At 70.0% G+C, this 21,952-nt stretch carries 20 protein-coding genes; 2 read left to right on the top strand and 18 right to left on the bottom strand.

Annotation, left to right across the window (positions count from 1 at the left end; genetic code table 11):
- Positions 1–11: 11 nt before the first annotated feature.
- Positions 12–2,120, bottom strand: coding sequence for a pyruvate formate lyase family protein (locus tag DYZ02_RS01270; RefSeq protein WP_115684645.1), 2,109 nt, complete (start codon positions 2,118–2,120; stop codon positions 12–14).
- A gap of 224 nt (positions 2,121–2,344) precedes the next feature.
- Positions 2,345–3,745 (bottom strand): NAD(P)/FAD-dependent oxidoreductase, encoded by a 1,401-nt coding sequence (locus DYZ02_RS01265; protein WP_115684644.1) that lies wholly within the window; start codon positions 3,743–3,745, stop codon positions 2,345–2,347.
- A 128-nt stretch (positions 3,746–3,873) separates the two neighbouring features.
- Between DYZ02_RS01265 and DYZ02_RS01260 the strand changes: the two genes are divergently transcribed.
- Positions 3,874–5,181: a class I SAM-dependent methyltransferase gene (locus DYZ02_RS01260; RefSeq protein WP_425450991.1), complete on the top strand. Its 1,308-nt coding sequence runs from the start codon at positions 3,874–3,876 to the stop codon at positions 5,179–5,181.
- Positions 5,182–5,266: 85 nt separating this feature from the next.
- On the opposite strand, the gene DYZ02_RS01255 is transcribed toward DYZ02_RS01260, so the two are convergent.
- Together DYZ02_RS01255 and DYZ02_RS01250 are read right to left on the bottom strand one after the other, a co-directional pair.
- A complete protein-coding gene (locus tag DYZ02_RS01255; protein WP_245945517.1) occupies positions 5,267–6,001 on the bottom strand; it encodes a YceI family protein in 735 nt (244 codons plus the stop codon).
- Entirely contained in the window at positions 5,998–6,336 is a 339-nt protein-coding gene (locus tag DYZ02_RS01250) for a hypothetical protein (RefSeq protein WP_425450990.1), read from the bottom strand. The genes DYZ02_RS01255 and DYZ02_RS01250 overlap by 4 nt, the downstream gene beginning before the upstream one ends.
- Before the next feature lie 93 nt (positions 6,337–6,429).
- On the opposite strand from DYZ02_RS01250, the gene DYZ02_RS01245 reads away from it, so the two are divergent.
- Positions 6,430–6,810, top strand: a complete 381-nt coding sequence (locus DYZ02_RS01245) for an RNA polymerase-binding protein RbpA (RefSeq protein ID WP_115684642.1) — start codon at positions 6,430–6,432, stop codon at positions 6,808–6,810.
- 53 nt (positions 6,811–6,863) lie between these two features.
- Here DYZ02_RS01245 and DYZ02_RS01240 read toward each other — a convergent pair whose 3' ends face one another.
- From DYZ02_RS01240 to dop, 14 genes are all read right to left on the bottom strand, one after another.
- Positions 6,864–7,832 (bottom strand): polyprenol monophosphomannose synthase, encoded by a 969-nt coding sequence (locus DYZ02_RS01240; RefSeq protein ID WP_115684641.1) that lies wholly within the window; start codon positions 7,830–7,832, stop codon positions 6,864–6,866.
- Positions 7,833–7,844: 12 nt separating this feature from the next.
- The gene (gene lnt / locus DYZ02_RS01235) at positions 7,845–9,395 is read right to left on the bottom strand and encodes an apolipoprotein N-acyltransferase (protein WP_115684640.1); all 1,551 of its coding nucleotides are present in this window, start codon (positions 9,393–9,395) and stop codon (positions 7,845–7,847) included.
- On the bottom strand, positions 9,396–9,947 hold the full coding sequence (locus tag DYZ02_RS01230) for an FxsA family protein (RefSeq protein WP_115684639.1): 552 nt from the start codon (positions 9,945–9,947) through the stop codon (positions 9,396–9,398).
- Between the two features lie 9 nt (positions 9,948–9,956).
- On the bottom strand, positions 9,957–11,159 hold the full coding sequence (locus tag DYZ02_RS01225) for a lipase family protein (protein WP_115684638.1): 1,203 nt from the start codon (positions 11,157–11,159) through the stop codon (positions 9,957–9,959).
- A gap of 9 nt (positions 11,160–11,168) precedes the next feature.
- On the bottom strand, positions 11,169–11,882 hold the full coding sequence (locus DYZ02_RS01220; RefSeq protein ID WP_115684637.1) for an SDR family oxidoreductase: 714 nt from the start codon (positions 11,880–11,882) through the stop codon (positions 11,169–11,171).
- A gap of 33 nt (positions 11,883–11,915) precedes the next feature.
- Positions 11,916–12,989 (bottom strand): M24 family metallopeptidase, encoded by a 1,074-nt coding sequence (locus DYZ02_RS01215; RefSeq protein WP_115684636.1) that lies wholly within the window; start codon positions 12,987–12,989, stop codon positions 11,916–11,918.
- Positions 12,990–12,999: 10 nt separating this feature from the next.
- Positions 13,000–15,762 (bottom strand): DEAD/DEAH box helicase, encoded by a 2,763-nt coding sequence (locus tag DYZ02_RS01210; protein WP_115684635.1) that lies wholly within the window; start codon positions 15,760–15,762, stop codon positions 13,000–13,002.
- A gap of 5 nt (positions 15,763–15,767) precedes the next feature.
- On the bottom strand, positions 15,768–16,655 hold the full coding sequence (tatC, locus tag DYZ02_RS01205) for a twin-arginine translocase subunit TatC (RefSeq protein ID WP_115684634.1): 888 nt from the start codon (positions 16,653–16,655) through the stop codon (positions 15,768–15,770).
- 76 nt (positions 16,656–16,731) lie between these two features.
- Positions 16,732–17,001 carry a Sec-independent protein translocase subunit TatA gene (tatA, locus tag DYZ02_RS01200; RefSeq protein ID WP_115684633.1) on the bottom strand — a complete coding sequence of 90 codons (270 nt, stop codon included), beginning with the start codon at positions 16,999–17,001 and terminating at the stop codon, positions 16,732–16,734.
- Between the two features lie 34 nt (positions 17,002–17,035).
- Entirely contained in the window at positions 17,036–17,968 is a 933-nt protein-coding gene (locus DYZ02_RS01195; RefSeq protein WP_115684632.1) for a helix-turn-helix transcriptional regulator, read from the bottom strand.
- Entirely contained in the window at positions 17,958–18,881 is a 924-nt protein-coding gene (locus DYZ02_RS01190; protein ID WP_115684631.1) for a helix-turn-helix transcriptional regulator, read from the bottom strand. The genes DYZ02_RS01195 and DYZ02_RS01190 overlap by 11 nt, the downstream gene beginning before the upstream one ends.
- 3 nt (positions 18,882–18,884) lie before the next feature.
- Positions 18,885–20,258 carry a Pup--protein ligase gene (pafA, locus tag DYZ02_RS01185; RefSeq protein ID WP_115684630.1) on the bottom strand — a complete coding sequence of 458 codons (1,374 nt, stop codon included), beginning with the start codon at positions 20,256–20,258 and terminating at the stop codon, positions 18,885–18,887.
- A gap of 6 nt (positions 20,259–20,264) precedes the next feature.
- Positions 20,265–20,447, bottom strand: a complete 183-nt coding sequence (locus tag DYZ02_RS01180) for a ubiquitin-like protein Pup (protein ID WP_115684629.1) — start codon at positions 20,445–20,447, stop codon at positions 20,265–20,267.
- A 9-nt stretch (positions 20,448–20,456) separates the two neighbouring features.
- Positions 20,457–21,947: a depupylase/deamidase Dop gene (gene dop, locus DYZ02_RS01175; protein ID WP_115684628.1), complete on the bottom strand. Its 1,491-nt coding sequence runs from the start codon at positions 21,945–21,947 to the stop codon at positions 20,457–20,459.
- Positions 21,948–21,952 lie beyond the last annotated feature (5 nt).

Genomic DNA, 21,952 nt, shown 5'->3' with positions numbered 1-21,952 from the left:
TCCTTGTCGGGTTAGTGGTTCTGGGTGAAGGTGTCGGCGTTGTCCATGATGAAGCCGGCGTCGAGGACGCCGACCAGGTTGGTCACCTGCTCGTCCTTCGTGCGGCCGAGGCCTGCGGGGGTGATTGTGTTGGTCAGGGAGATGCCGTCGAGGGCGTCGTTGTAGTCCAGCTTGCCCACCGAGAGCATCGAGGCGACCATGCCGTGGCTGTCGGCGCCGTTTTCGGGGTTCGCGCCCGGGGCGAACGGCGTGCCGGCCTTGTGCCCGGAGGGGAAGGAACCGGTCGCCTTGCCGTAGACGACGTTCGAGGTGATCGTGAGTACCGACTGCGTCGGGATGGCGTCGCGGTACATGGGGATCTCCTTGATCTTCTCCATGACCGTGTGGACGATCGTCGCGGCGATGTCGTCGGCGCGGTCGTCGTCGTTGCCGTAGACGGGGAAGTCGCCCTCGGTGATGTAGTCCACCACCAGGCCGGTTTCGTCGCGCACGGGTGTGACCGTGGCGTACTTGATGGCGGAGAGGGAATCGGCGACGATCGACAGGCCCGCAATGCCGCAGCCCATCGTGCGCACGATGTCCGAGTCGTGCAGCGCCATCTCGATGGACTCGTAGGCGTAGCGGTCGTGGCAGTAGTGGATGATGTTGAGCGCCTCAACGTAGGTGCCGATGACCCAGTCGAGCATGAGCTCGTACTTCGCCCAGACCTCGTCGAAGTCCAGCGGGCCGTCGCCCTCGATCGGGGTGTGGCCCTCGGTGATCTGCTTGCCGCTGACCTCGTCGCGGCCGCCGTTGATGGCGTAGAGCAGGGACTTGGCGGCGTTGACGCGCGCGCCGAAGAACTGCATCTGCTTGCCCACCTTCATGGGGGAGACGCAGCATGCGATCGCGGCGTCGTCGCCCCACTTGTCGCGGATCTGTTTGTCGGACTCGTACTGCAGCGAGGACGTCTCGATCGAGATGGCCGCGCAGAACTCCTTGTAGCCCTCCGGCAGGGTCGGATCCCAGAAGATGGTGATGTTCGGCTCCGGTGCCGGGCCGAGGTTGCGCAGCGTCTGCAGCAGGCGGAAGGAGGTCTTGGTCACCTGGTGGCGGCCGTCCTCGGAGAAGCCCGCGTCGGACCAGGTGGCCCAGTAGGGGTCGCCGGAGAAGATCTGGTCGTAGTCCTCGGTGCGCAGGAAACGCACGATGCGCAGCTTGATCACGAGCGCGTCGATGATCTCCTGTGCGTCCGTCTCGGTGATGTGCCCGGCGGCCAGGTCGCGCTCGAAGTAGATGTCGAAGAAGGGGGAGAGACGCCCGATCGACATGGCGGCGCCGTCCTGGCTCTTCACCGAGGCGAGGTAGCCGAAGTAGGTCCACTGCACGGCCTCCTGAGCGGTCGTGGCGGGCCCGGAGATGTCGAAGCCGTAGCTGGCGGCCATCGTCTTGAGCTTCTTCAGCGCCTTGATCTGCTCGGAGTGCTCCTCGCGGTAGCGGGCCCAGTGCTCCGAGAAGCCCTCCTCGAGGTGGGCGTCCTTCGCTGCCTCCTTCTCGGCGATGAGCGCGTCGACGCCGTAGAGGGCCACGCGGCGGTAGTCGCCGATGATGCGGCCGCGGCCGTAGGCGTCCGGCAGGCCCGTGATGATGTGGGAGGAGCGCGCCGCGCGGATGCGCGGGGTGTAGATGTCGAAGACGGCGTCGTTGTGCGTCTTGCGGTACGAGGTGAACACCTTCTTGATGTCGGGGTTGACCTCCTTGCCGGCCTCTCGGATGGCCTGCTCGACCATCCGCCAGCCGCCGTTGGGCATCATGGCGCGCTTGGTGGGCACGTCGGTTTGCAGGCCGACGATGACGTCGTCGTCCCCGGAGATGTACCCTGCGGGGAAGGCGTCGATGTCCGCTGGGGTGTCGGTGTCGACGTCGTAGACGCGGCGCGCGCGCTCGACGGCCAGGTAGGTCGAGTCGAGGTGCCTCCAGAGCCGGAGCGTCTTCTCCGTCGGCCCCGAGAGGAACGATGCGTCGCCGTCGTAGGGGGTGTAGTTGCGCTGGATGAAGTCGCGGACGTCGATCGAGTCCGTCCACGGCCCGGGCGCGAAGCCCTCCCACGCTGTCTGCGGTGCGGTTTCTGTAACTGTCACTGGGGGTGGAGTCCTTTCCACTTTGAGAATCGTCGAAGTGGCGAGTGCTCACCAGATGCTGACACAGCCTGCGGTCACGCCGTGGTTGGTCGGCGAAAAAAGCGACAACCACTTCGACCCTCATTGTAGGGCTGCACCCCCTCCCGCGTCACGCGCGACGGCCATGAGCTGCGGAAACGAAAAACCGGGCCCGCTGTGAAGCGGGCCTGGCGGCGAGAAAGAGACTAGTTCTCGCCGTTGGTGTCGCGCGTCTCCGGCAGGGCCTTGGCCTCGCCGGAGGCCAGCTCGCGCAGCTTCTCCAGGGCGGTGCGGCCGTGCATCTCCTGCAGCGAGGTGGCGAGGTTGTAGCGCTTCGGGCTCAGGGCGTTGAGCGTCCAGGTCAGGGCCGAGACGACGCGGTTGCGCCCGCCGGCCAGGAAGGAGACGTGGACGGCGAGCCACATGAGCCAGCCGATGAAGCCGGTGATCTCCACCTTGCCCATCTTCACCACGGCGTTGAAGCGGGAGACGATGGCCATGGAGCCCTTGTCGAAGTACTCGAAGGCGTCGCGATCGGCCGGGGCGAGGTCGTGCTCGACCTGCTCCTTGATGATCTTGCCCACGTACTCGCCGGACTGGATCGCCACCTGGGCGACGCCGGGGAGGCGGTCGCGGCTCATCATGTCGCCGATGATGAACACGTTGGACTTGTCGCCGACGGTGAGGTCCGCGTTGACCGGGACCTTGCCGTTGCGCTCGGCCTCGACGCCGACCTGCTCGGCCACGAGCTTGCCCAGCGGGGAGGCCTGGACGCCGGCGGACCAGATCTTGGTCGGCGACTCGATGGTGACCTCCTGGTCGGACTTGGTGTCCTTGTAGGTCACGGAGTCGGCGTCGACGTTGGTGACCATCGCGTTGAGGACGACGGTGACGCCCTTCTTCTCCAGCTCGCGCTGGGCCTTCTTGCCGAGGCGCTTGCCGAAGGGGGGGAGCACCTGGGGCATGCCGTCGATAAGCACGATCTTGGCCTGCGAGGGGACGAAGTTGGAGAACTGGCCGTCGAAGGAGCGGTGGGCCATCTCGGCGATCTGGCCGGCGAGCTCGACGCCCGTCGGGCCCGCGCCGACGACGACGAAGGTGAGGAACTTCTCGCGCTCCTCGGCGGTCTCGGCCAGCTCGGCGCGCTCGAAGGCAGTGACGAGGCGGCCGCGGATCTCGAGGGCGTGGTCGAGGGTCTTCATGCCGGGGGCGAACTCGGCGAAGTGGTCGTTGCCGAAGTAGGACTGCCCGGCGCCGGCGGCGACGATGAGGGAGTCGTAGGCCAGGCTGCGGGTGAACTCGCCCTCGTCGAAGGTGACGCTCTGCGCGTCGACGTCGATGGCGGTGACGTCGCCGCGCACGACGTTGACGTTGTCCTGCTCGGCGAGGATCTGGCGCACGGAGGTGGCGATCTCGCCGGAGGAGAGGAGACCGGTGGCCACCTGGTAGAGCAGCGGGGCGAACAGGTGGTGGTTGGTGCGGTTAATGACGGTGACGTCGACATCAGCGTCAGCGAGCTCACGGGCCGCGAAAATGCCGCCGAAGCCGGCGCCGATGATCACGACATGGTGGCGGTTGCCCGCCGGGCGAACGGCCGTATCAGCCATGGATTTCGTCTCCTTGGGGTGAAGTTCAGTTTTACCGCAACCATCTTACGCCCCCAGGCGCAATCGTCTATCGCTCAACCCCGTCGTGGCGCGCGCCCGCGGCCGCGGTCCGGTTTAAGGTGTGGGGCGTGGTTTCTCCTCGCGTTCCCTCCTCCCACCTCGAAATGCTCGACGCCCTCGACGCCGCCGCCTGGCCCGGGGTGGCCACGGTGCCGGCCGGGTGGCAGACGCGGCTCAGGGCGCGCGCCGCGGAGGCCCAGTTTGCCCGCGTCTGCGCGAGGGCGGGCATCGAACTGGACCCCTCCGCCGGGGCGGACCTCGTGGTCGAGCACGCGGAGCTGTTCGCGCGCATCGCGGACGGCGGCTGGGTGGGGCTCGCGGAAGGCTACATGGCGGGCGAGTGGAGGGCTGATTCGCTTGTCGACGTCCTCGCGGCGCTCCTCGAGGCGGGCTACCGGCCCCGCGGCCGTGCCGCCGGACCGGGCCGCGCGAGCGGGGGAGACGTGCCCCCTGACCTGGTGCAACACTACGCCGGCGACGGCATGAGCGCCTTCGCCGGGCACTTCGCCACGGGCGTGGCCACGACGCAGCGCGAGATGGTCGCCTCCCACGTTCCGGGCGCCGGGCGCGGCTCCGAGCCCGCCTCGCATTTCGTCGACGTGACCAGGATCGAGGCGCCGCTGGCCACGGAACGCGGCGACCTGGCCAACGCGCAGCGGCGCACGGTGGAGATGCTTCTCGGGGCCGGCGCCGTCGGGGCGGGAACCCACCTTGTCGAGTACCCGGCCTCCGGCGGGGCGGTCGCGATCGCGGCGGCACACCGGCGCGCGACGGTCGACTGCATCACCGCCGACGCCGCCGTGGCCCGCGGGATGGATGAGCGGATCACCTTCGCCGGCGTTACGGGCGCTGTGCGCGTCGAGGCGGACGTGGACGCGGGGCTGCGCAGGCGGGGTTACTACGACGCCGCGGTGGGCGTCGAGAAGCTGGAGACGTTCGGGCCCCGCGAGAAGGGGGCGTACCTCGCGGCCCTCGGGACCCTGATCCACCCGGGCGGGCGCGCGGCGCTGCAGACGGTGACGCGCACGGAGAAGTACAGCCCGGCGGCGGACGCGGCGCTCGATTCGCTGCGGGCCTACGTGTGGCCGGGGCTGAGCTTCTCGACGCCCGAGGAGATCGCCCGGGTGGTCGACCGCGAGACCGGCCTGCGCGTTATCGCGGAGACCCACGCGCCGCAACACCTCGAGCGCTCGCTGCGGCTGCAGCGCGAGACCTTCGACGCGCACCTGCGCGAGGCCGCCGCGGACGGCTTCGACGCGGTGTACCGGCGCCTGTGGCGGTGGCAGTTCGCGCTGCGGGAGGCTCTGGCGCGGTTGGGGATGACGGACCTGGTCCAGCTGACGCTCGTGCAGCGGAGCCGGCGGGGCAGGCGCTAGCCGGGGTTACTTGACATAATGTGCATTATCGGACAATCGCAGAAAGATATTTACGTAACGTTACGTAAATACGCGCAGGCCCTGGCTAGCTCTTCTTCTGCAGATTGACCTTGATGTTGACCTCGCCGTCGTCCGCGATCTTCGCGGCGACCAGTTCCGGCGTCTCCACGCCGTACTCCGAGCGCTTGATTGGGATGTCACCGGCAACGAGAACGTTCTCGCCGGAGCGCGCCACGTTGAACGGCTGGCTCACCTCGCGGGTCTGCCCGCGGATGGTCAGGTCGCCGGTGAGCTCCACCTGGGTCACGGTGCCGTCGTCGGGCACCTGCGAGACATCCGCCGGCTTCGTCAGCGTGAACGTCGCCTCCGGGAACTGGTCGGTGCTCAAGATCTTCGAGCGCACGTTGTTGTCGCGCACGTCGCTGTCCGTGGTGAGCGTGGCCATGTCGACGGTGATCTCGCCGGAGCGCAGCGTCCCGCCCTCGACGGTGACCCCGCCGCTGACGGAGCGCGTCGAGCCCGACGTGACCTTCTTCTCGGCCGGTAGGATCTCGAAGAAGGTGAAACCCGCAGACGTCTGATTCGGGCCCGGCTTGGTCGAGACGGCCCACTCGCCGTCGACGTCCGTCGTGGCCGACCGCAGGTGAGATTCGTCGATCCCCTCGGTCTTGACCCCTCCGCCGCCGCCGAGCAGCGCGGAGATGAGCGGAACGAACGCCAGACCGGCGAGGGCCACGATGAAGATGAGGCCCACGACGATCAGCGGGGTCCGGGAAACCCTGTACCACGGTCTGTCCTGGTTATTATTCACGTTGCTCACCTTAACTCCTCCAACTTCCGGGCGATAGTGACCAATTCGTCACACAAGTGACGAATCTCCTCGGGGTCCGCCCCCTCCTCGTGCGCCGTCGCCACGTCTTCCGCGGCGCAGCGCAGTTCGAACAGCCTGTCGCGCATCTCGTCCGCCCGGTCCGGGTGCAAAATGACGGCGCGCTCCGGTATCGGGGTGCCCGAGACGTTGTTGCGCTGCTCGTACGCGCGCTGCTTGCAGGAGTCGCCGCAGTACTTGCGCTTGCGGCCCCTCCCCTTCTGCTCGGGCAGCGGCGCCCCGCACCACTCGCACACGGCGTCCCTGGGCGCCCTCAGATCCGACACAGGCCAAGCCTAATACACCTCGCCGGGAACAAAGCAGGCGGCGCGGCCGTTATACTGAAGCGACTGTTTACGTAAAGGAAGGGATGAGACAGCATGGCTGATCGTGTTCTGCGCGGTAGTCGAATGGGTGCTGTGAGCTACGAGACGGACCGGGACCACGATCTCGCGCCGCGCCAGATGGCCAAGTACCGCACCCCCAACGGTGAGGTTTTCGACGTCCCCTTCGCCGACGACGCCGAGATCCCCGAAGAGTGGATGTGCAAGAACGGCCAGGTGGGCACCCTCATGGAAGGCGAGGGCGTGGAGGCCAAGCCGGTGAAGCCGCCGCGCACCCACTGGGACATGCTGCGCGAGCGCCGCTCCATCGAGGAGCTCGACGTGCTGCTCGAGGAGCGCCTCGAGCAGCTGCGCAAGCGCCGCCGCACCGCGGCGCGCATCGCGAAGGAGCAGCAGGAGGCGCAGAACAAGGCGTAGCGCCTCAGCCACAACGACAAAGCCCGGGCCATCGTGGCCCGGGCTTTCGCGTTCTACTTACCGCGCCCGACTCGCACGCCCTCGCGGACGAACTCGACGAGCTGGTCAGCGGCCCGCGCGGCGCGGCGCGGCAGCTCCCCCACTCCCGCATGCTTCAGCTCGTAGGAGGCCAGCTTCGCGCCCTCGGCGGCGAGGTTCACCGCCGTCTCCGGGGCCTCGCCCGCGCTGCGGCGCAGCTTCCACAGGCCCGCGTGGTCGATTTCGTAGCGCAGCAGCGCCCCCGCCTCCTTCGCGGCTTCGCGCGCGAACGCCGACTTCTTGGCCCAGCCCCACTTGGTCACCTCGACCAGCGAGTCCTTGGCGAAGCCGGAGTCCAGCTTCGACTCGCCGAGGGTGCGGTCGACGAAGGTGATGGGCACCTCGCGGACGTCGAAGCCCGCCTCGGCGGCCTGGTGGGCCATGTCGACCTGGAAGATGTAGCCCTTTGAGGAGAGGGCGTCCAGGTCGATGGTTTCCAGCACGGTGCGTCGGAAAGCCCTGAAGCCCGCCGTCATGTCGGCGACGTCCCCGCCGAGTGCCAGCGCGATGTAGCGGTTGCCGAGCTTGGACAGCAGGTAACGGTTCCGCGGCCAGTTCTTGACCTCCCCGCCCTCGACGTAGCGCGAGCCGATCACGAGGTCCGCGCCCTTGTCGATCTCGGCGAGCAGCAGTCCCAGCTCCTCTGGGGCGTGGGACCCGTCGGCGTCCATCTGGCAGATCACCTCGTAGTCGCGCTCCAGCGCCCAGCGGAACCCGTCGCGGTAGGCGGCGAGCAGCCCCTCCTTGCCCGCGCGGTGGAGCACGTGGACCTCGGGGTGGGCGGCGGCCAGCTCGTCCGCCTTGGCTCCGGTGCCGTCGGGCGAGTTGTCGTCCACGACGAGAACGTCCGCCTCGGCCCCCGAGGAAAGGACGCGGTCGACGATGAGCGGCAGGTTCTCCACCTCGTTGTACGTCGGGATGATCACCACGGTGGTGTTGGCCACGGGCTGTTCTCCTTAGGATGTTGCGTTTCCAGCGGGTTCGCCCGCTGCCTGATTCCTCCTAGCAGCATACCCGCCCCGGTTGTGCACCAGGGACCAGAGCATCGCCCCGGCTCCCCCGGCCACGAGCAACCACTCGATGAGCGCCCCGAAGCGCACCGCGGGGGTGAGCGTGTCGCGCAGCGGCAGGGTCTCGACGAGGGCGGCGGGCTCGAAGATCCCCGTCTTCTGGGTCACGCTGCCGTCCGGCAGGATCATGGCCGACGAGCCGGAGGTGGCCGCGACGATGACCGCGCGGTCGGTCTCGATGGCGCGCATGCGGCTCATCGCCATCTGCTGGTACGTCATGTCCGTGAACCCGAAGGTGGCGTTGTTCGTGGGCGTGGCGAGGATCCGTGCCCCAGCGTCAACCGCCGTGCGGTAGGCGGCGTCGACGGCGACCTCGTAGCACGTCGCCAGCCCGAGCGGGACAGCGCCCGCGTGCACGAGGCCGCTGCCCGCGCCCGGCTTGAAGTCCCCGGCCATGTCCACGTAGGAGGAGAAGTGCCGGAAGAAGTCGCGCATAGGCATGTACTCGCCGAAGGGCTGGAGGTACTTCTTGTGGTGGTACTCCCCCGGGCCCGTCTCCGGGTCGAAGACGACCATCGTGTTGCGCGCCCCCACCTCGTCGCGGGTGATGGTACCCACGACCACCGGTGCCCCGATCGCCTCCACCGCCTGGGAGATCAGCTGCGCGGCGGCGGAATCGGTGAAGGGGTTGACGTCGGAGGAGTTCTCCGGCCAGACGACGAAGTCCGGGCGCTCGCCCGACTCGGCGAGCGCCACGGTCTCGTTGACGTGGTTGGCCAGCACGGCGCGGCGCTGGGCGTTGAAGTCCAGGCCCATGCGCGGGACGTTGCCCTGGATCGCGGCGGCGCGCACCTCCCCGGTGTTCTCCCCGGGCCCCGGGGCCGCGGCGCCGGCGGCGAGGCCGAAGGCGGTGGGCACCAGGGCGCAGGCGGCAGCGGCGGCACGCCGGGTGGGGCGTCGAGAAGCGATAAGCGCGGCGAAACCGCAGGCGGTGAGTACCGTCGCCACCCCGACGAGCGCGGGGCCGCCCCACGCGGCGAGGTGGCGCAGCGGGCCGTCGATCTGGCCCCACGCGAGGCACACCCACGGAAAGCCGCCGAAGGGCAGCCGCGAGCGGAGGAACTCCCAGGCGAGGTAGACCAGTGGGAAGGCGACGAAACCGAGGGGGCGGCGCGCGAGCAGCACCCCGAAGACCCCAACAGGCAGCGAATACAGCGCGAGGAAGACCGCCAACGCGATGTACGGCGCCGCGCCGACGAACTCGCCCACCCACGGCAGGAGCGCGAGGTAGAGCGCGAGCGCGTGGAGGAAGCCGAGCAGCGCGCCGAAGCGGGCCCCGGGCCGCGCGGAGGGCCACCCGGACGGCCACGGCGCCAGAGCGCACCAAAACAGGGCGATCCCCGCGATGCCGAGGTACCACAGGCTGTGCGGCGCGTAGGAGAAGTACACCAGCGCGCCGGAGGCGGCGGCGAGCGCCGGGCGAAGAAGCTTGTCCACCTAGCGGGTTCCCCCGCCGCGGTGCGGGTCACTGCCGGTGTCGGGACCGGTGTCGGGACCGGTGTCGGTGGCACTGTCGGCGCGGTACCACTGCTCGAGCTCGTCGGCGTCGATGACGTCTCCACCGCCGGGCTGCTTGGTGCGGAAGGTGCCGTAGCTGGTGAACTGGCGCGACACGGGCGAGGCCGAGTAGACGCGCATGCTGAAGTCCTCCACCGCCTTGGTCGTCTTCGCGGTGAGGCTGCGGCGCACGAGCGCGCGCGTGGGCGGGAAGATGAGCACGAGGCCCACGAGCGAGGAGACGAAGCCGGGGAGGATGCAGAGGATCCAGCCGGCGGCCAGGATCGCGCTGTCGCCGGCGAAGCGGCCGAGCGAGTTGCGCCCGCCCGCCGCCCGCGTGAGCGAGTTGCGCAGGGCGATGTTGGCCCCCACCCCGCCGAGGACGGAGAGGCCGAAGACGGCGAGGAACGCCCAGCCGAGGCCGATCAGGCGGGCGACGCCGATGAAGGCGAGCACCTCGATGACAAAGTAGGCGAAAAACAGAAGCCGCATGCGGCCAGACTACCCGCCCAGCCTGGACAGCAGCCATTGCACGTCGGCCGGGGCGTGAAGGAAGTAGGGCACGATGTGGTTGGCTCCCGTCCGCCCCGGCACGCGCGGCGGCCGGCGCGTCTCCAGCCCGACGCCCCAGCTGCGGGCGAGGCGCCTGACCCCGTCGTAGGGCACGACGTCGTCGTGGAGGCCGCCCCACAGCCGAGTCGGGATGCGCAGCGGGCGACGGGTGCCCAGCTCCAGCTCGTCGAGGCGGCGGCCGGTCAGGGGCAGCGACTCCAGCAGCGTCGACATGGACACCCCGGAGGCCGTCCACGCGCGCGTCGAGGCCCAGGGCTGGCTCAGCACCGCCCCGGTGGCGCACACCCGGCCCTCGGAGAAGACGGCGGCGATGCCCTCGGGGCTGAGGTGGGAGTACAGCTCCTTGGCGATGCTGTCGTCCCACGCCGCCAGCCCGGCGACCGCGTAGAGCGCCACCACGGCCACGAGCGAGCCGTCTACGTGCGCGAGGACCTCGGGAAGGGAGACGGGCGGCGCCCCCACCACGGCGGCGAGCGGCTGGAGCTCGGGGGCGTACTCCGGCTCCTCCAGCCACCCGGCTGCCGCTCCCCCGCCCTGCGAGTAGCCCCACAGGCCGAGGTTCGCGGCGACCACCCCGAGCTCGTCGGCGGCGCGCACCGCGTCGGCGAGGGCGCGGGCGGAGGAGAAATGGTCGGCGTAGAGCTGGACGTTGTCCTCGGGGTCGCGCGGGTAGTCGGTGAGAACGACGTTCGCCCCCGCGGCCACGAGCAGGTTGATCACCGGCTGCTCGTACGCCGCGATCGCGTCCAGCGGGTGCGTGCGCAGCGCGAGCCCCACTGTGCAGGAGTACGAGGGGTCGCAGCGCGGGGCGACGCCCTGGGTGGAGGGCGCGAATGCGACGGTGGGGCGCGGCCCCCTCCCCGTCCAGGGCACGTGCGAGCGGATCACCGCTCCCGTGGCGGTCAGGCAGCGGGCCCGTGAGTCGGACGTGGCGTAGCTGATCCGGTGCGCCGTGGCGGGGTTGAGACGCGTGCGCAGGCCGACCGGGGACACCTCGGCCGCCTCGATGAGCGTCCCCGGCGTCACCCCGGTCAGCCACGTCGCGGGCGCGAACTCCGGGTCCGTGCGCGGCGCGAGGTGCAGGGCGTCGACGGCGAACGGCAGCGTGGCGCGCAGCAGGTGAGACAGCACCGCTCCCCCTTAGCGCGGCATGCGGCGCCACACCGGGCGCGGCACCAGCCGCATCACGGCCGCCAGCAGGCGCAGCCGGCCGGGGACCCAGACGGTGCAGCTGCGGTTGCGCCCGGCCGCCGCGACGACGGCGTCGGCGACGACGTCGGGGGTGACCGACATGACGGCCGGCTTCATCCCCTCGGTCATCGAGCCGATGACGAAGCCGGGGCGCGCCGTGATGAGGTTGAGTCCGGTCCCGTGCAGCCGGTCGGCCAACCCCTGACAGAAGGCGTCGAGGCCCGCCTTGGTCGAGCCGTACACGTAGTTCGCCCGGCGCGGGCGCCACCCGGCGACGGAGGAGAAGGCGTAGATCTGGCCGCGGGGCATGACGTCGGCAAGCACTGTGAGCGCGTTGATCTGGGCGAGGTAGTCGACGGTGGCGATGCGCGCGGCCTCGCGCTCGTCGTGTTCGGCGAGCTTCTGGTCCCCGAGGATGCCGAAGGCCACGATGGCGGTGGTCACCTCGCCCGCCGCCTCGATGACGCGCCGGTGCGAGTCGAGGTCCGTCGCCTCGAAGGGCACCACCTCAGCGCTCGTCGCGCCCGCCTCGAGCATGCGCTTGACGACGCCCTCCCCGCGCCCCGGGTCCCGCAACGCGAGCACCACGCGGCGCCCGCGGCACACCCTGGCGGCGACCTCGCCGCCGATGTCGCTGGTGGCTCCGAGAAGTAGAACTGTCATGTCGCCCAAGTCTATTGCCGGCGCGGCGTATTGCTAGCGCAGCTGCCGCGGCTGCCTGTTCAGGCGGCGCGCCCCGTCCGCCGTCAGGGTGACGATGTCCTCGATGCGCATGCCCCAACGGCCGGGCAGGTAGATCCCCGGCTCGATGGAGAAGGCCATTGCCTCGGCGAGGACGCGGTCGCTGCCGGCGACGATGAACGGCTCCTCGTGCAGGGACAGCCCGATGCCGTGGCCCGTGCGGTGGGTGAAGTGCTCGCCGTAACCGGCCGCGGCGATGATGTCGCGGGCGACCGCGTCGAGCTCGCCCGCGGTGATGCCGGGGCGGGCGGCGGCGACGGCGGCATCCTGCGCGCGCTGCAGGACGGCGTAGGCGCGCAGGAACTCCCCGTCGCGGACCCGCCCGACCTGGTAGGTGCGGGTGCAGTCCGAGTGGTAGCCCTCCCCGAGCGAGCCGCCGATGTCCACCACCACGGGGTCGCCCTCGCGCAGGACCCGGTCGGAGTGGCTGTGGTGCGGGTTCGCCCCGTTCGGGCCGGAGCCGACGATGACGAAATCCACGGCGTCATGCCCGTCCAGGATGAGCCGCTCGAGGTCGCGCGCCACCTCCTCCTCTGTGCGCCCGGGTTCCAGCAGGCCGGGGACCTGCGCGTGGACGCCATCGATCGCCTCGGCGGCGCCCTGCAGCTGCGCCAGCTCGTCGGGCTCCTTTGCCGCGAACACCTCGGAGAGGACCGACAACGCCAGCACCGTGGACGGGAGGAGCTCCTGGAGGCGCAGCACGTGGTCGGCGGTGAGCGAGGAGCCCAGCCCCACCCGGCCGGGGCCCAGGCCCCGAACAGCCAGCTGGTACGGGTCCTCCCCGTCTCGCCACCCGAGGACCTCCACGCCCGGGAGGTCGAGCCCGGTGGCGTCGGTCAGCGGCGCCACGAGCCGCGCGGTGCCGTCCGGGGCGACGGTCAGCGCCGTGAGCCGCTCGTGCGAGCTCGTCCACGAGCCGGTCAGGTAGGCCAGCTCCGGGCCGGGGCCGACGAGGACACCCCCGAGACCCTTCTCGGCGATGAGTCGCGCCACCCGCGCGATCCGTTGGCTGTGGGTGCTGGAAGTCATGGGCCCCAGGCTAGTTGCCGATGGCGACGACGCCGCGGCGGATGGAGTCGATGGCGCGGCGCGCGGCTCGGCGGATCTCCTCAGAATACCCGGTCTTGGCCACCTGCTCAAGAAGATCGATGACCTGGCGGCACCAGCGGACGAAGTCGCCCGGGGTGAGCTCAGCGCCGGATTCCGCGGCGGCCGCCATCGCATAGCCGAGCGGCGCACCGGCGGTCCACTGGTGGACGGCGAGGCTGAACCCGGCGTCGGGAAGCCGCGTCGGCGGCAGATGGTGGCGCTCCTCGTCGGAGACGAGCTCGCCGTAGATGCGCATGGTGTCGTTCATCGCCTCCGCCATGCGTTCCGTGGCGGGCTCCGGGGAGCCGCCGGTGGCCTTGCGGTTCTCGAAGACGCACATGGAGGCCACGCCGGCCAGCTCCGCGGGGTCGAGCTCGTCCCAGATCCCGCGCTTGAGGCACTGGGCGACCAGCAGGTCGGAGACGGTGTGGATCGCGGCGAGACGCTCCCCCTCCTCGGTGACGCGGGCCTCTCCACCGTCGATCTCCACGTAGTCCATCTCCGTCAGCAGCCCGATGATGCGCTCGAAGGTGCGGCCCAGCGAGTCGGTCGCCGAATCCACCCGGGCGGCCACGGCCTCGAGCTTGCGCTCCTCGCGCATCAGCTCCTCCCCGACGCGGGCCAGAAGCTCGCGGTCGGTGGCGGGCCACACGTGCGCGGGGTGGCTGCGGATCGCCTCGCGCAGCGCGGTGACCTTCTTGTTCGGGCGCACCCTTGCCTGCTCGCGCAGCTTCTTCGGCCCGCGCAGGTTGGCGCCGTGCAGCATGCTCGCCACCTTCCTCGCGTGGCGGCGGGGCTGGTCCTGCATGTGGCGGGGCACCTTGATCCGCCCGACGACGACCGGCGGGTTGCGGAAGGCGGCGGCGTCGATGCGCCCGGACCAGCCGCGCTCCGTGGTCACCCACGGGCGCGGGTCGTTGCGCTTTCCGGCCACCTGCACCACGGCCGCGAGCTCAGGCTTCTTCTTGCCCGGCAGGGCGATGACTTCCCCGACCTGCAGGCGGCCCAGGATGGTGCTGGTTTCGGCGGCCCGGTCCTCCAAGGCGTGGCGGCGCGCCTCTCGCTCCGCGTCGGTGAGGTCGCGGCGCAGGCGGAGGTAGTCGGTCAGCTCGGCCACCGGGTCGTCGCTGGGCGGGGCGAAGGAGGCGATGTCGCGCTCGAGCTGGGCCCGCAGCTTTGCCACCTTCGCTTCACGACGCTCCACCTCGCGCACCTCCCCGACCACCGAGCGGTCCGTCTGGAACTGCGCGAAGGACTGCTCGATGAGGCGGATGGAGTCCTCGTAGCCGTTCATCTTCAGCATGTTGATCGCCATGTTGTAACCGGGCGCGAACGGCGAGATGAGCGGGTAGGTGCGGGTGGAGGCGAGCCCGGCGACCTCGCGCGGGTCCATCGCCGGCGCCCACTGAACCACAGCGTTGCCGATGGTGTCGATGCCGCGGCGGCCCGCGCGCCCGGTGAGCTGGGTGTACTGCCCCGGCGTGAGGTCAACGTGGGCCTCGCCGTTGAACTTGACCAGCTTTTCCAGCACCACGGTGCGCGCCGGCATGTTGATGCCCAGGGCCAGCGTCTCGGTGGCGAAGACGACGCGGACGAGCCCGCGAACGAACAGCTCTTCGACGATGTGCTTGAAGGCGGGCAGCAGGCCGGCGTGGTGGGCCGCGAAGCCCCGGGACCACGCGGTGCGCAGCTGCCGGAAGTTCAGCACCTGGAGGTCCTCCTCCGGGATGTCCTTCACGCCCTCGTCGACGATCGCGCGGATCTCCTCCTGCTCCTCGGGGCTAGTCAGCTCCTTGCGGGATCGCAGGCACTGGTACAGCGCGCCGTCGCAGCCGGCGCGGGAGAAGATGAACACAATCGCCGGCAGCATGTCGCGGCCCTGCAGCGCGGAGACCAGTTCGGGGCGCCCGATCGGGCGGATCCTGTCCTGCGGGCGCTCCTTGCCGCCGCGCCGCCCCGCAGAACGGGCGCGGAAGCCCCGGCCCTCCTCGTAGTCGCGGCGTCCCTCCTCTCCCCGCCCCTGCTCGATGCGCGAGATGGCGTGCTCCAGGTCGCGGTTGACACGCCCGTCGGTGCCCGGCTCGAACATGGGGAAGACCTTGCGCCCCACCATCATGTACTGGCTCAGGGGAATGGGGCGGTGCTCCGAGACGATGACCCGGGTGTCGCCGCGGACGGTGCCGAGCCACTCGCCGAACTCCTCCGAGTTGGACACCGTGGCGGAGAGGCCGACCACGGAGACCGAGTCGTCCAGGTTGAGGATGACCTCCTCCCACACGGCGCCGCGGTCACGGTCGGCGAGGTAGTGGATCTCGTCCATCACCACGTGCGAGAGCCTGTCCAGCTGCGGCGAGGAGGCGTAGATCATGTTGCGCAACACCTCGGTGGTCATCACGACCACCTCCGCGGAGCCGTTGATGCTCACGTCGCCGGTCAGTAGGCCCACCGCTTCCTCGCCGTGCTCGGCGACGAGGTCGTGGTACTTCTGGTTGCTCAACGCCTTGATCGGCGTGGTGTAGAAGCACTTGGTTCCCCGGCGCAGCGCGGTGAACACCGCGAACTCCCCGACGATGGTCTTGCCCGAGCCCGTGGGGGCGCACACCAGCACCCCGTGATCTGCCTCCACAGCCTCGCAGGCCTCCACCTGGAAGGGATCGAGGGGGAACGCGCGGGTTGCTCGGAACTCGTCCAGCAGGGAGTCAGATGAAGCCATGCCCCTTAGAGTACGTCGTTGAAGTACTCCTCGGGACGCGGCTCCGGCGCAGGGGCGGGCGAGGCCGTGACCGGCGCGGGCGCGGCGATCGGGCCGGACGCCTGGTCGTCGTCAAGCCCCAGCCACTCGGGCCGCGAGCTCGCCGCGCGCTTGTCGTGCACCCGGCAGAACTGGAAGGCGAGCTCGACGAGCAGGGTCATCGAGGCGGCGAGCGCGACCATGGAGAAGGGGTCCTGGCCGGGGGTCATGAACGCGGCGAAGATGAACAGGCCGACGATGATGACGCGGCGCTTGTCCTTCACGTGCTCGTAGCGCAGCACCCCGGCCAGGTTGAGCATCACGATGACGAGCGGGAGCTCGAAGCTCACGCCGAAGATGGTCACCAGCGCGAGCAGGAAGCCGTAGTACTCCCGCCCGGTCAGGGCGGCGACCTGGAACTCGTTGCCGATGGACATGAGCACGTACAGGCCCTTGTCCAGCACCACGTAGGCCAGCACCGCGCCGGCGACGAAGAGCGTCACCGCGAGGGTGACAAAAACGAAGGTGTAGCGCTTCTCGCTGCGGTGCAGTCCGGGGGTGATGAAGGCCCAGATCTGGGAGAGCCAGACCGGCGAGGAGAGCACGAGCCCGGCGAGCGCGCCGACCTTCAGGCGCAGCATGAACATCTCGAAGGGGGTCGTCGCCAGGAGGCGGCACTCCCCGTCGCCGGTGAAGTCCGCGCGCAGGTCCGCGGGCAGGTTGCAGTACGGGCCGCGGATGATCTCGCCGAGCGGGGCCATGCCAAAGGGGGCGCTCTGGTACCAGATGAACCCGATCACCGTTCCCACGCACATCGCCGCCAGCGAGATCATCAGGCGGCGGCGCAGCTCGGTGAGGTGCTCCACCAGGGTCATTTCCCCGGTGGGGTTCTTCGCCCTCCTGCGCCGCTTCCGCGCGGGTGTGCGTGCTGCCTCAGTCACTGCCGCGCTTCTAGTTCTGCGGGCGCGGTTGGTTCTCGGGGCGGTCCCAGAAGCCCTCCTGGACCTGGGAGGCGCTCTGGGTCTCCGGGGAGCCCTGGGTCAGCTCCGCCTGCTGCTGGGCGACGGGCTTGTCGTCCTTCTTCATCTCGTTGACCTCGGACTTGAAGATGCGCGCCGAGCGGCCCATCGAGCGGGCGAGGTCCGGCAGCTTGTTCGCGCCGAAGAGCAGCAGAATGATCGCCAGGATGATGAGGATTTCAGTCCAACCAAGGCTCGCCATGGTGTTCCTTTCGCAGGTTCGCTGTAACAACGGATCATCTTAGCCCCTGGGCGGCCGTGCGCGCCCGCTGGGCGATCTCGGCAGCTAGCTCTACGGGTTCTGTCAGGCGCAGCCGGTCGCCCTGGCTGAGGCAGAAGCGGATCAGCCACTCCGGGCTGCCGTAGGGCATGCTGGCCCGCACCCAGCCCGCCTCGTCGGCGGCGTCGCCGAGGTCGATCTCCCAGTAGTCGGCGAGCCACGTAGCCTCTGCGCGGATCGCCAGCTCGGCCCTGGGCGCCCGCGCGAAGCCGAAGGGATCCCCGGGCGCCGCGCTGTTCGGGGCCGTCTCCGCGGGCGCGTCCACCGTCTCCGCCGCGCGGATCCTGTCGAGGCGGAAGGTCTTTTCCCTCCCCTCCTCCAGCGCGCGGAGGTAGGTCTCGCCGTCGCGGTGGAACAGCTCCAGGGGCGAGACGGTGCGCGTGGTCGTCGCGTCGGAGCTGGCCGAGTAGTACCGAAGCTGGAGTTTGCTGCCCTGCGCCAGGGCGCGGGAGACGGCTGCGGCGGCGGCCTCCTGCTCCCCGGCCGGGTGCTCGGCATCGTCGATGCCGCGCCCCCGGGTCACCGCGCGCAGCTTCGCGGCGGCGGAGTTGACGGCGGCGTGGTCGATGAGGCCGGGCATCGTCTCCAGCGTCTCGAGGGTGAGCAGCAGCGCGTTGGCCTCGGTGGGCGTCAGGCGCAGCGGCCGGTTGAGGCCCTGGTCGTCGATAAGCGTGATGCCCGTCCACGAGGCCACGAGGTCGATGAGCTCGCCGGGGCCGTTGCCGACGCCCGAGAGGCTGAGCCGTGTGAGGTCCGCCATGACCTCGTCGTGGCTCGAGCCGAGGTCGCGCGCGATCTCCATCGGGGTGGCGCCGGGGTGTTTGCGCAGGTACGGGACGAGGTTGAGCGAGCGCACGAGACCCTCGAGCTTCGCGGGGCTATCCTTCATCACTCGCCTCCAACAGCTTCACGACGTCACCGCGTACGTCCCCCGGCTCGATCGCCGTGACGTGCGGGGCGAGGCTGGCCAGGGTGCGCACGAGCCAGTCGCGCTCGACGCCCTCGAGGACGATCCACCCGTCCTCGCGCCTGCCCCGCTCGGCCAGCTCCGCGCCCGCGCCGGAGTCGGCGGACAGGGCCACGCGTGCGTCGGCGAGCGGGCCGCGCAGGGTGTCCTCGACGATGTCCTGCAGGGGCCGGTCCGGCTCGACGAAGCCGGAGGTGGCCGCCTTGCGCACGTTGGTCACGCGCATCGCGCGGAAGGCGCGGGCGTCGCGGCGGTCGGTGTCCCACCCGACAATGTAGGCGCGGTTGTTCAGCGCGACGATCCCCCATGGGTACATGGAGCGCTTCTGCGCCGGCGCGGTGGGGGACGCGGTGTAGTCGAAGGTCATCCGCCTCTTGTTGCGGGCGCAGGCGGTGACGGCGTTGACCACGTCGGCATCGAGGCGCAAAACGTCGTTGTCCACGGAGCTCAGAGCCGGGCTGTCGAAGGTGCGCGTGGCCCCGGAGGCGGCGATCTTGGTCCACCCGGAGCGGGCGAAGGCGCCGAGGCTGCCGCTGCGCCCGAGGTCGCCGGCGAGACCGAGGACGGTGGCCTCCTCGTCCGTGAACTCGATGGCGGGCAGCTCGTAGGCGTCCTTGTCCACCCAGACCAGGCCGTTTTCCATGCGCGCCGGCACGCCCGCGCGGCGGACGGTCTGCACGTCGCGGGCGAGTTGGCGCTGGAAGGCCTCGGTGCTGCGGGGCTTGTAGCCGCTGACGTGCGCGTAGACCCAGTCGTAGTCGCGGGGGCGCTCGGCGCCGAGCAGGGCGAAGGTGAGGTTGGTGAGCCTCTCGATGGCGTCCGTGTCAGTGCTCACCGCTTACCGCTCCTGCCCCACGTAGTCGATGAGCGCGTCGACGCGCTCGTCCTCGGTGGCGAAGGGGTCGAGCAGCTCGACGGTGCGCGGTTCCGGGCGGTTAACCTTGAGGCGCACCCAGTCGACGTTGTGGGCGGCCCCCGCCTCGCGCACAGCGGCGAGGAAGTCGCCGCGCAGCTTCGCGCGGGTGGTCTGGGGCGGTGTGGCCGCGGCAGCCTGCACGGCGTCGTCCGTGATCCACCGCGCGGCCAGGCCCCGGCGTTCGAGCAGGTAGAACAGGCCGCGGTCGCGGCGGATGTCGTGGTAGGCGAGATCGACGTGCGCGAGCTTGGGGTGGTCCCAGTCGGCTCCGAGCCTGTCCTTGACGCGGGTGAGCAGCGCACGCTTGATCACCCAGTCCACCTCGGTGTCGACGGCGGAGAAGTCCTGCGTTTCCACGGCGTCGATGACCCGGCCCCACAGCTCGAGCACGCGGGCCATGTCGCTGTTGTCTCCCCCGCGGTGGTCGATCCAGCGCGAGGCGGCCTCCCAGGTCGCGCGCTGGACGTCGAGCGCCGTCACCTCGCCGCCGCGCTTGAGCTTCAGCGCCGTGCGGCCCGTGGGGTCGGCGGCGATCTCGCGGATGTGGGAGATCGGGTCCTCCAGCTCGAAGTCGGGCAGGTCGAACCCGGCCTCGAGCATCTCGATGACCAGCAGGGTCGAGCCGATCTTCAGGGCGAAGGTGGGCTCCGACATGTTCGAGTCCCCCACGATGACGTGCATGCGGCGGAAGCGGTGCGAGTCACCGTGCGGTTCGTCGCGGGTGTTGATGATCGGCCGGGTGCACGTCGTGGCCGAGGAGACGCCCTCCCACACCTGGTCGGCGCGCTGGGAGAGCAGGAAGCGCCCGCCCTTGACCAGGCCGGCGCCGCAGATCAGCTGACGCGTGATGAGGAAGGGCAGGAGCTGGCGCGAGAAGCTCTTCAGCACCAGCTCGCGGCTGACCAGGTAGTTCTCGTGCGCGCCGTAGGAGTTGCCGCGGGAGTCCACGTTGTTCTTGAACAGGTAGACCTCGCCGCCGATGCCGTCGCGCTCCAGCGCCTCCTCGGCGCGGCGGGACAGGTCGTCGAAGATGAGCTCGCCGGCCTTGTCGTAGGCGAGCAGCTGGGCCACCGAGTCGCACTCCGCCGTCGCGTACTCCGGGTGCGAGCCCACGTCGAGGTAGAGGCGCGAGCCGTTGGCGGTGAAGACGTTGGAGCTGCGGTGCTGCGCGACCACGGGGCGGAACAGGTAGCGCGCGATCTCCTCGGGGCTGAGCACCGGCGCGCCATCGCGAAAGGCGGTGACGCCGAACTCGGTTTCCACCCCCATGATGCGGCGCGTGTAGACGGTGGCCATTGCGCGCTACTCGCCGCCCTTTTGCACGTAGGAGCGGACGAACTCCTCGGTGTTGGTGTCGAGAAGCGCGTCGATCTCGTCGAGGAGGTCGTCGGTGCCGCCCGTGTTGATCTGCGCCTGGCCGGCCTCGAACTCCTCGGCGGGCTCCTCGCCGCCGTTGCTGCCGTGGATCTGCTGCTGCTTAGACATGCACCCAGCCTAACCGAGCGCGGCGAGCAATTCGTCGACTGTCCGGGCCTTGTCCACCACCTCGCCCACCTCGGCGGCCGTGAAGCCGTCGACCGCGTCGATGTGCACCTTCCGCGGCCCGGCGCCGGTGGCGAAGATGACGGCCTGCCAGTTGGAGGCGAGCACGTCCTCGGCGAACTTTCGACTCACCGCGCCGCGGAACCAAGCCCGCGAGTCAACCGGCGCGTTGTCGGCGGCGGCCTCGATCTCCCCGGGCGCGGCGAGGGTCTTCATGCTCCCCTTGCGCACCAGGGCGTGGTAGAGCGACTTCGCCGGGTCGATGTCCGTGTACTGCAGGTCGATCGCCTTGAGCTTCGGGTCGCCGATGTCCACCCCGCGCGCGAGGAAACCCCGGATGAGCGCGTACTTCGCGGTCCAGTCGAGGCGGTCGGCGGTGGACAGCGGGTCGCGCTCGAGGTCGTCGAGGATCTCGGCCCACAGCTCGAGCACGCGCTTGTCGACGTCATCCCGGGCGCTGCACCGCGCCAGGTACTCGCGCTGGATCGCGATGGCGGTGAGGGTGCGGGCGTCGACAAGCGACAGCTCGTGCGTGCAGGTCGGGTCGTGCGAGACCGCCTTGATCTCGTCGACCGGGTCGACCAGGGCGAGGTCGCGGAAGTCGACGCCCGCCTCGATGGCGTCGAGGACGAGCTTGGTGGCGCCGAGCTTGAGGAAGTTCGAGTACTGGCTCATGTTCGCGTCGCCGACGATGACGTGGAGGCGGCGGAACTCGCGCTCGTCCGCGTGCGGCTCGTCGCGGGTGTTGACGATGCCGCGGTTGAGCGTGGTCTCCAGGCTGACCCGCTGCTCGAAGTAGTCGGCGCGCTGGGAGATCTGGAAGCCCTCCCGCTCCCCCTCCTGCCCGATGCCGACGCGGCCAGCGCCGATGATGACCTGGCGGGTGACGAAGAAGGGGATCAGGGCCCCGGAGAGCGTCGGAAAGTCCGTGTGGCGGGAGTACTGGTAGTTCTCGTGGGAGCCGTAGGAGGCGCCCTTGCCGTCGACGTTGTTCTTGTAGAACTTCAGCGGCGGGCAGGGCGCCTTGTCCTTGAGCACGCTTGCCCCCTGATCGTAGAGGGCGGCGATGTTCGCGGCGGCGCGGTTGAGAACGATGTCGCCCGCGGCGTCGTAGACCATCGCGTCCCACGCGTTCGAGACCTCCGGGCTGGAGTACTCCGGGTGGGCGTGGTCAACGTAGAAGCGCGCCCCGTTGGAGGTGACCACGTTGGCCACGCCGATGGCGTTCGCGTCGACCACCGGCACGGTGTGGTAGCGCTTCAGGTCGAAGCCGCGGGCGTCCTTCAGCGGGTGCTCGTCCTCGTAGTCCCAGCGGGCGCGGGCCCCCGTGTGCATCGCGGCGTAGGCGACCACCGCGTGCGTCGAGGTGACGATCGGGCTCAGGCTCGGATCGGACGGGCAGGTGATGCCGTACTCCGTCTCGGTTCCCATGTAGCGGCTCATGCGAC

The organism is Corynebacterium senegalense (assembly GCF_900411315.1).
Taxonomy (GTDB): Bacteria; Actinomycetota; Actinomycetes; order Mycobacteriales; family Mycobacteriaceae; genus Corynebacterium; species Corynebacterium senegalense.
This window is presented reverse-complemented; position numbering and strand designations above follow the sequence as displayed.

What these genes read in the sequence shown, in the direction of transcription:
- DYZ02_RS01265 (WP_115684644.1), bottom strand. Translation starts at nt 3,745, where the DNA reads ATGGCTGATACGGCCGTTCGCCCGGCGGGCAACCGCCACCATGTCGTG.
- DYZ02_RS01245 (WP_115684642.1), top strand. Translation starts at nt 6,430, where the DNA reads ATGGCTGATCGTGTTCTGCGCGGTAGTCGAATGGGTGCTGTGAGCTAC.
- DYZ02_RS01230 (WP_115684639.1), bottom strand. Translation starts at nt 9,947, where the DNA reads ATGCGGCTTCTGTTTTTCGCCTACTTTGTCATCGAGGTGCTCGCCTTC.
- DYZ02_RS01220 (WP_115684637.1), bottom strand. Translation starts at nt 11,882, where the DNA reads ATGACAGTTCTACTTCTCGGAGCCACCAGCGACATCGGCGGCGAGGTC.
- DYZ02_RS01215 (WP_115684636.1), bottom strand. Translation starts at nt 12,989, where the DNA reads ATGACTTCCAGCACCCACAGCCAACGGATCGCGCGGGTGGCGCGACTC.
- DYZ02_RS01210 (WP_115684635.1), bottom strand. Translation starts at nt 15,762, where the DNA reads ATGGCTTCATCTGACTCCCTGCTGGACGAGTTCCGAGCAACCCGCGCG.
- tatC (WP_115684634.1), bottom strand. Translation starts at nt 16,655, where the DNA reads ATGACCCTGGTGGAGCACCTCACCGAGCTGCGCCGCCGCCTGATGATC.
- tatA (WP_115684633.1), bottom strand. Translation starts at nt 17,001, where the DNA reads ATGGCGAGCCTTGGTTGGACTGAAATCCTCATCATCCTGGCGATCATT.
- DYZ02_RS01195 (WP_115684632.1), bottom strand. Translation starts at nt 17,968, where the DNA reads ATGAAGGATAGCCCCGCGAAGCTCGAGGGTCTCGTGCGCTCGCTCAAC.
- pafA (WP_115684630.1), bottom strand. Translation starts at nt 20,258, where the DNA reads ATGGCCACCGTCTACACGCGCCGCATCATGGGGGTGGAAACCGAGTTC.
- DYZ02_RS01180 (WP_115684629.1), bottom strand. Translation starts at nt 20,447, where the DNA reads ATGTCTAAGCAGCAGCAGATCCACGGCAGCAACGGCGGCGAGGAGCCC.
- dop (WP_115684628.1), bottom strand. Translation starts at nt 21,947, where the DNA reads ATGAGCCGCTACATGGGAACCGAGACGGAGTACGGCATCACCTGCCCG.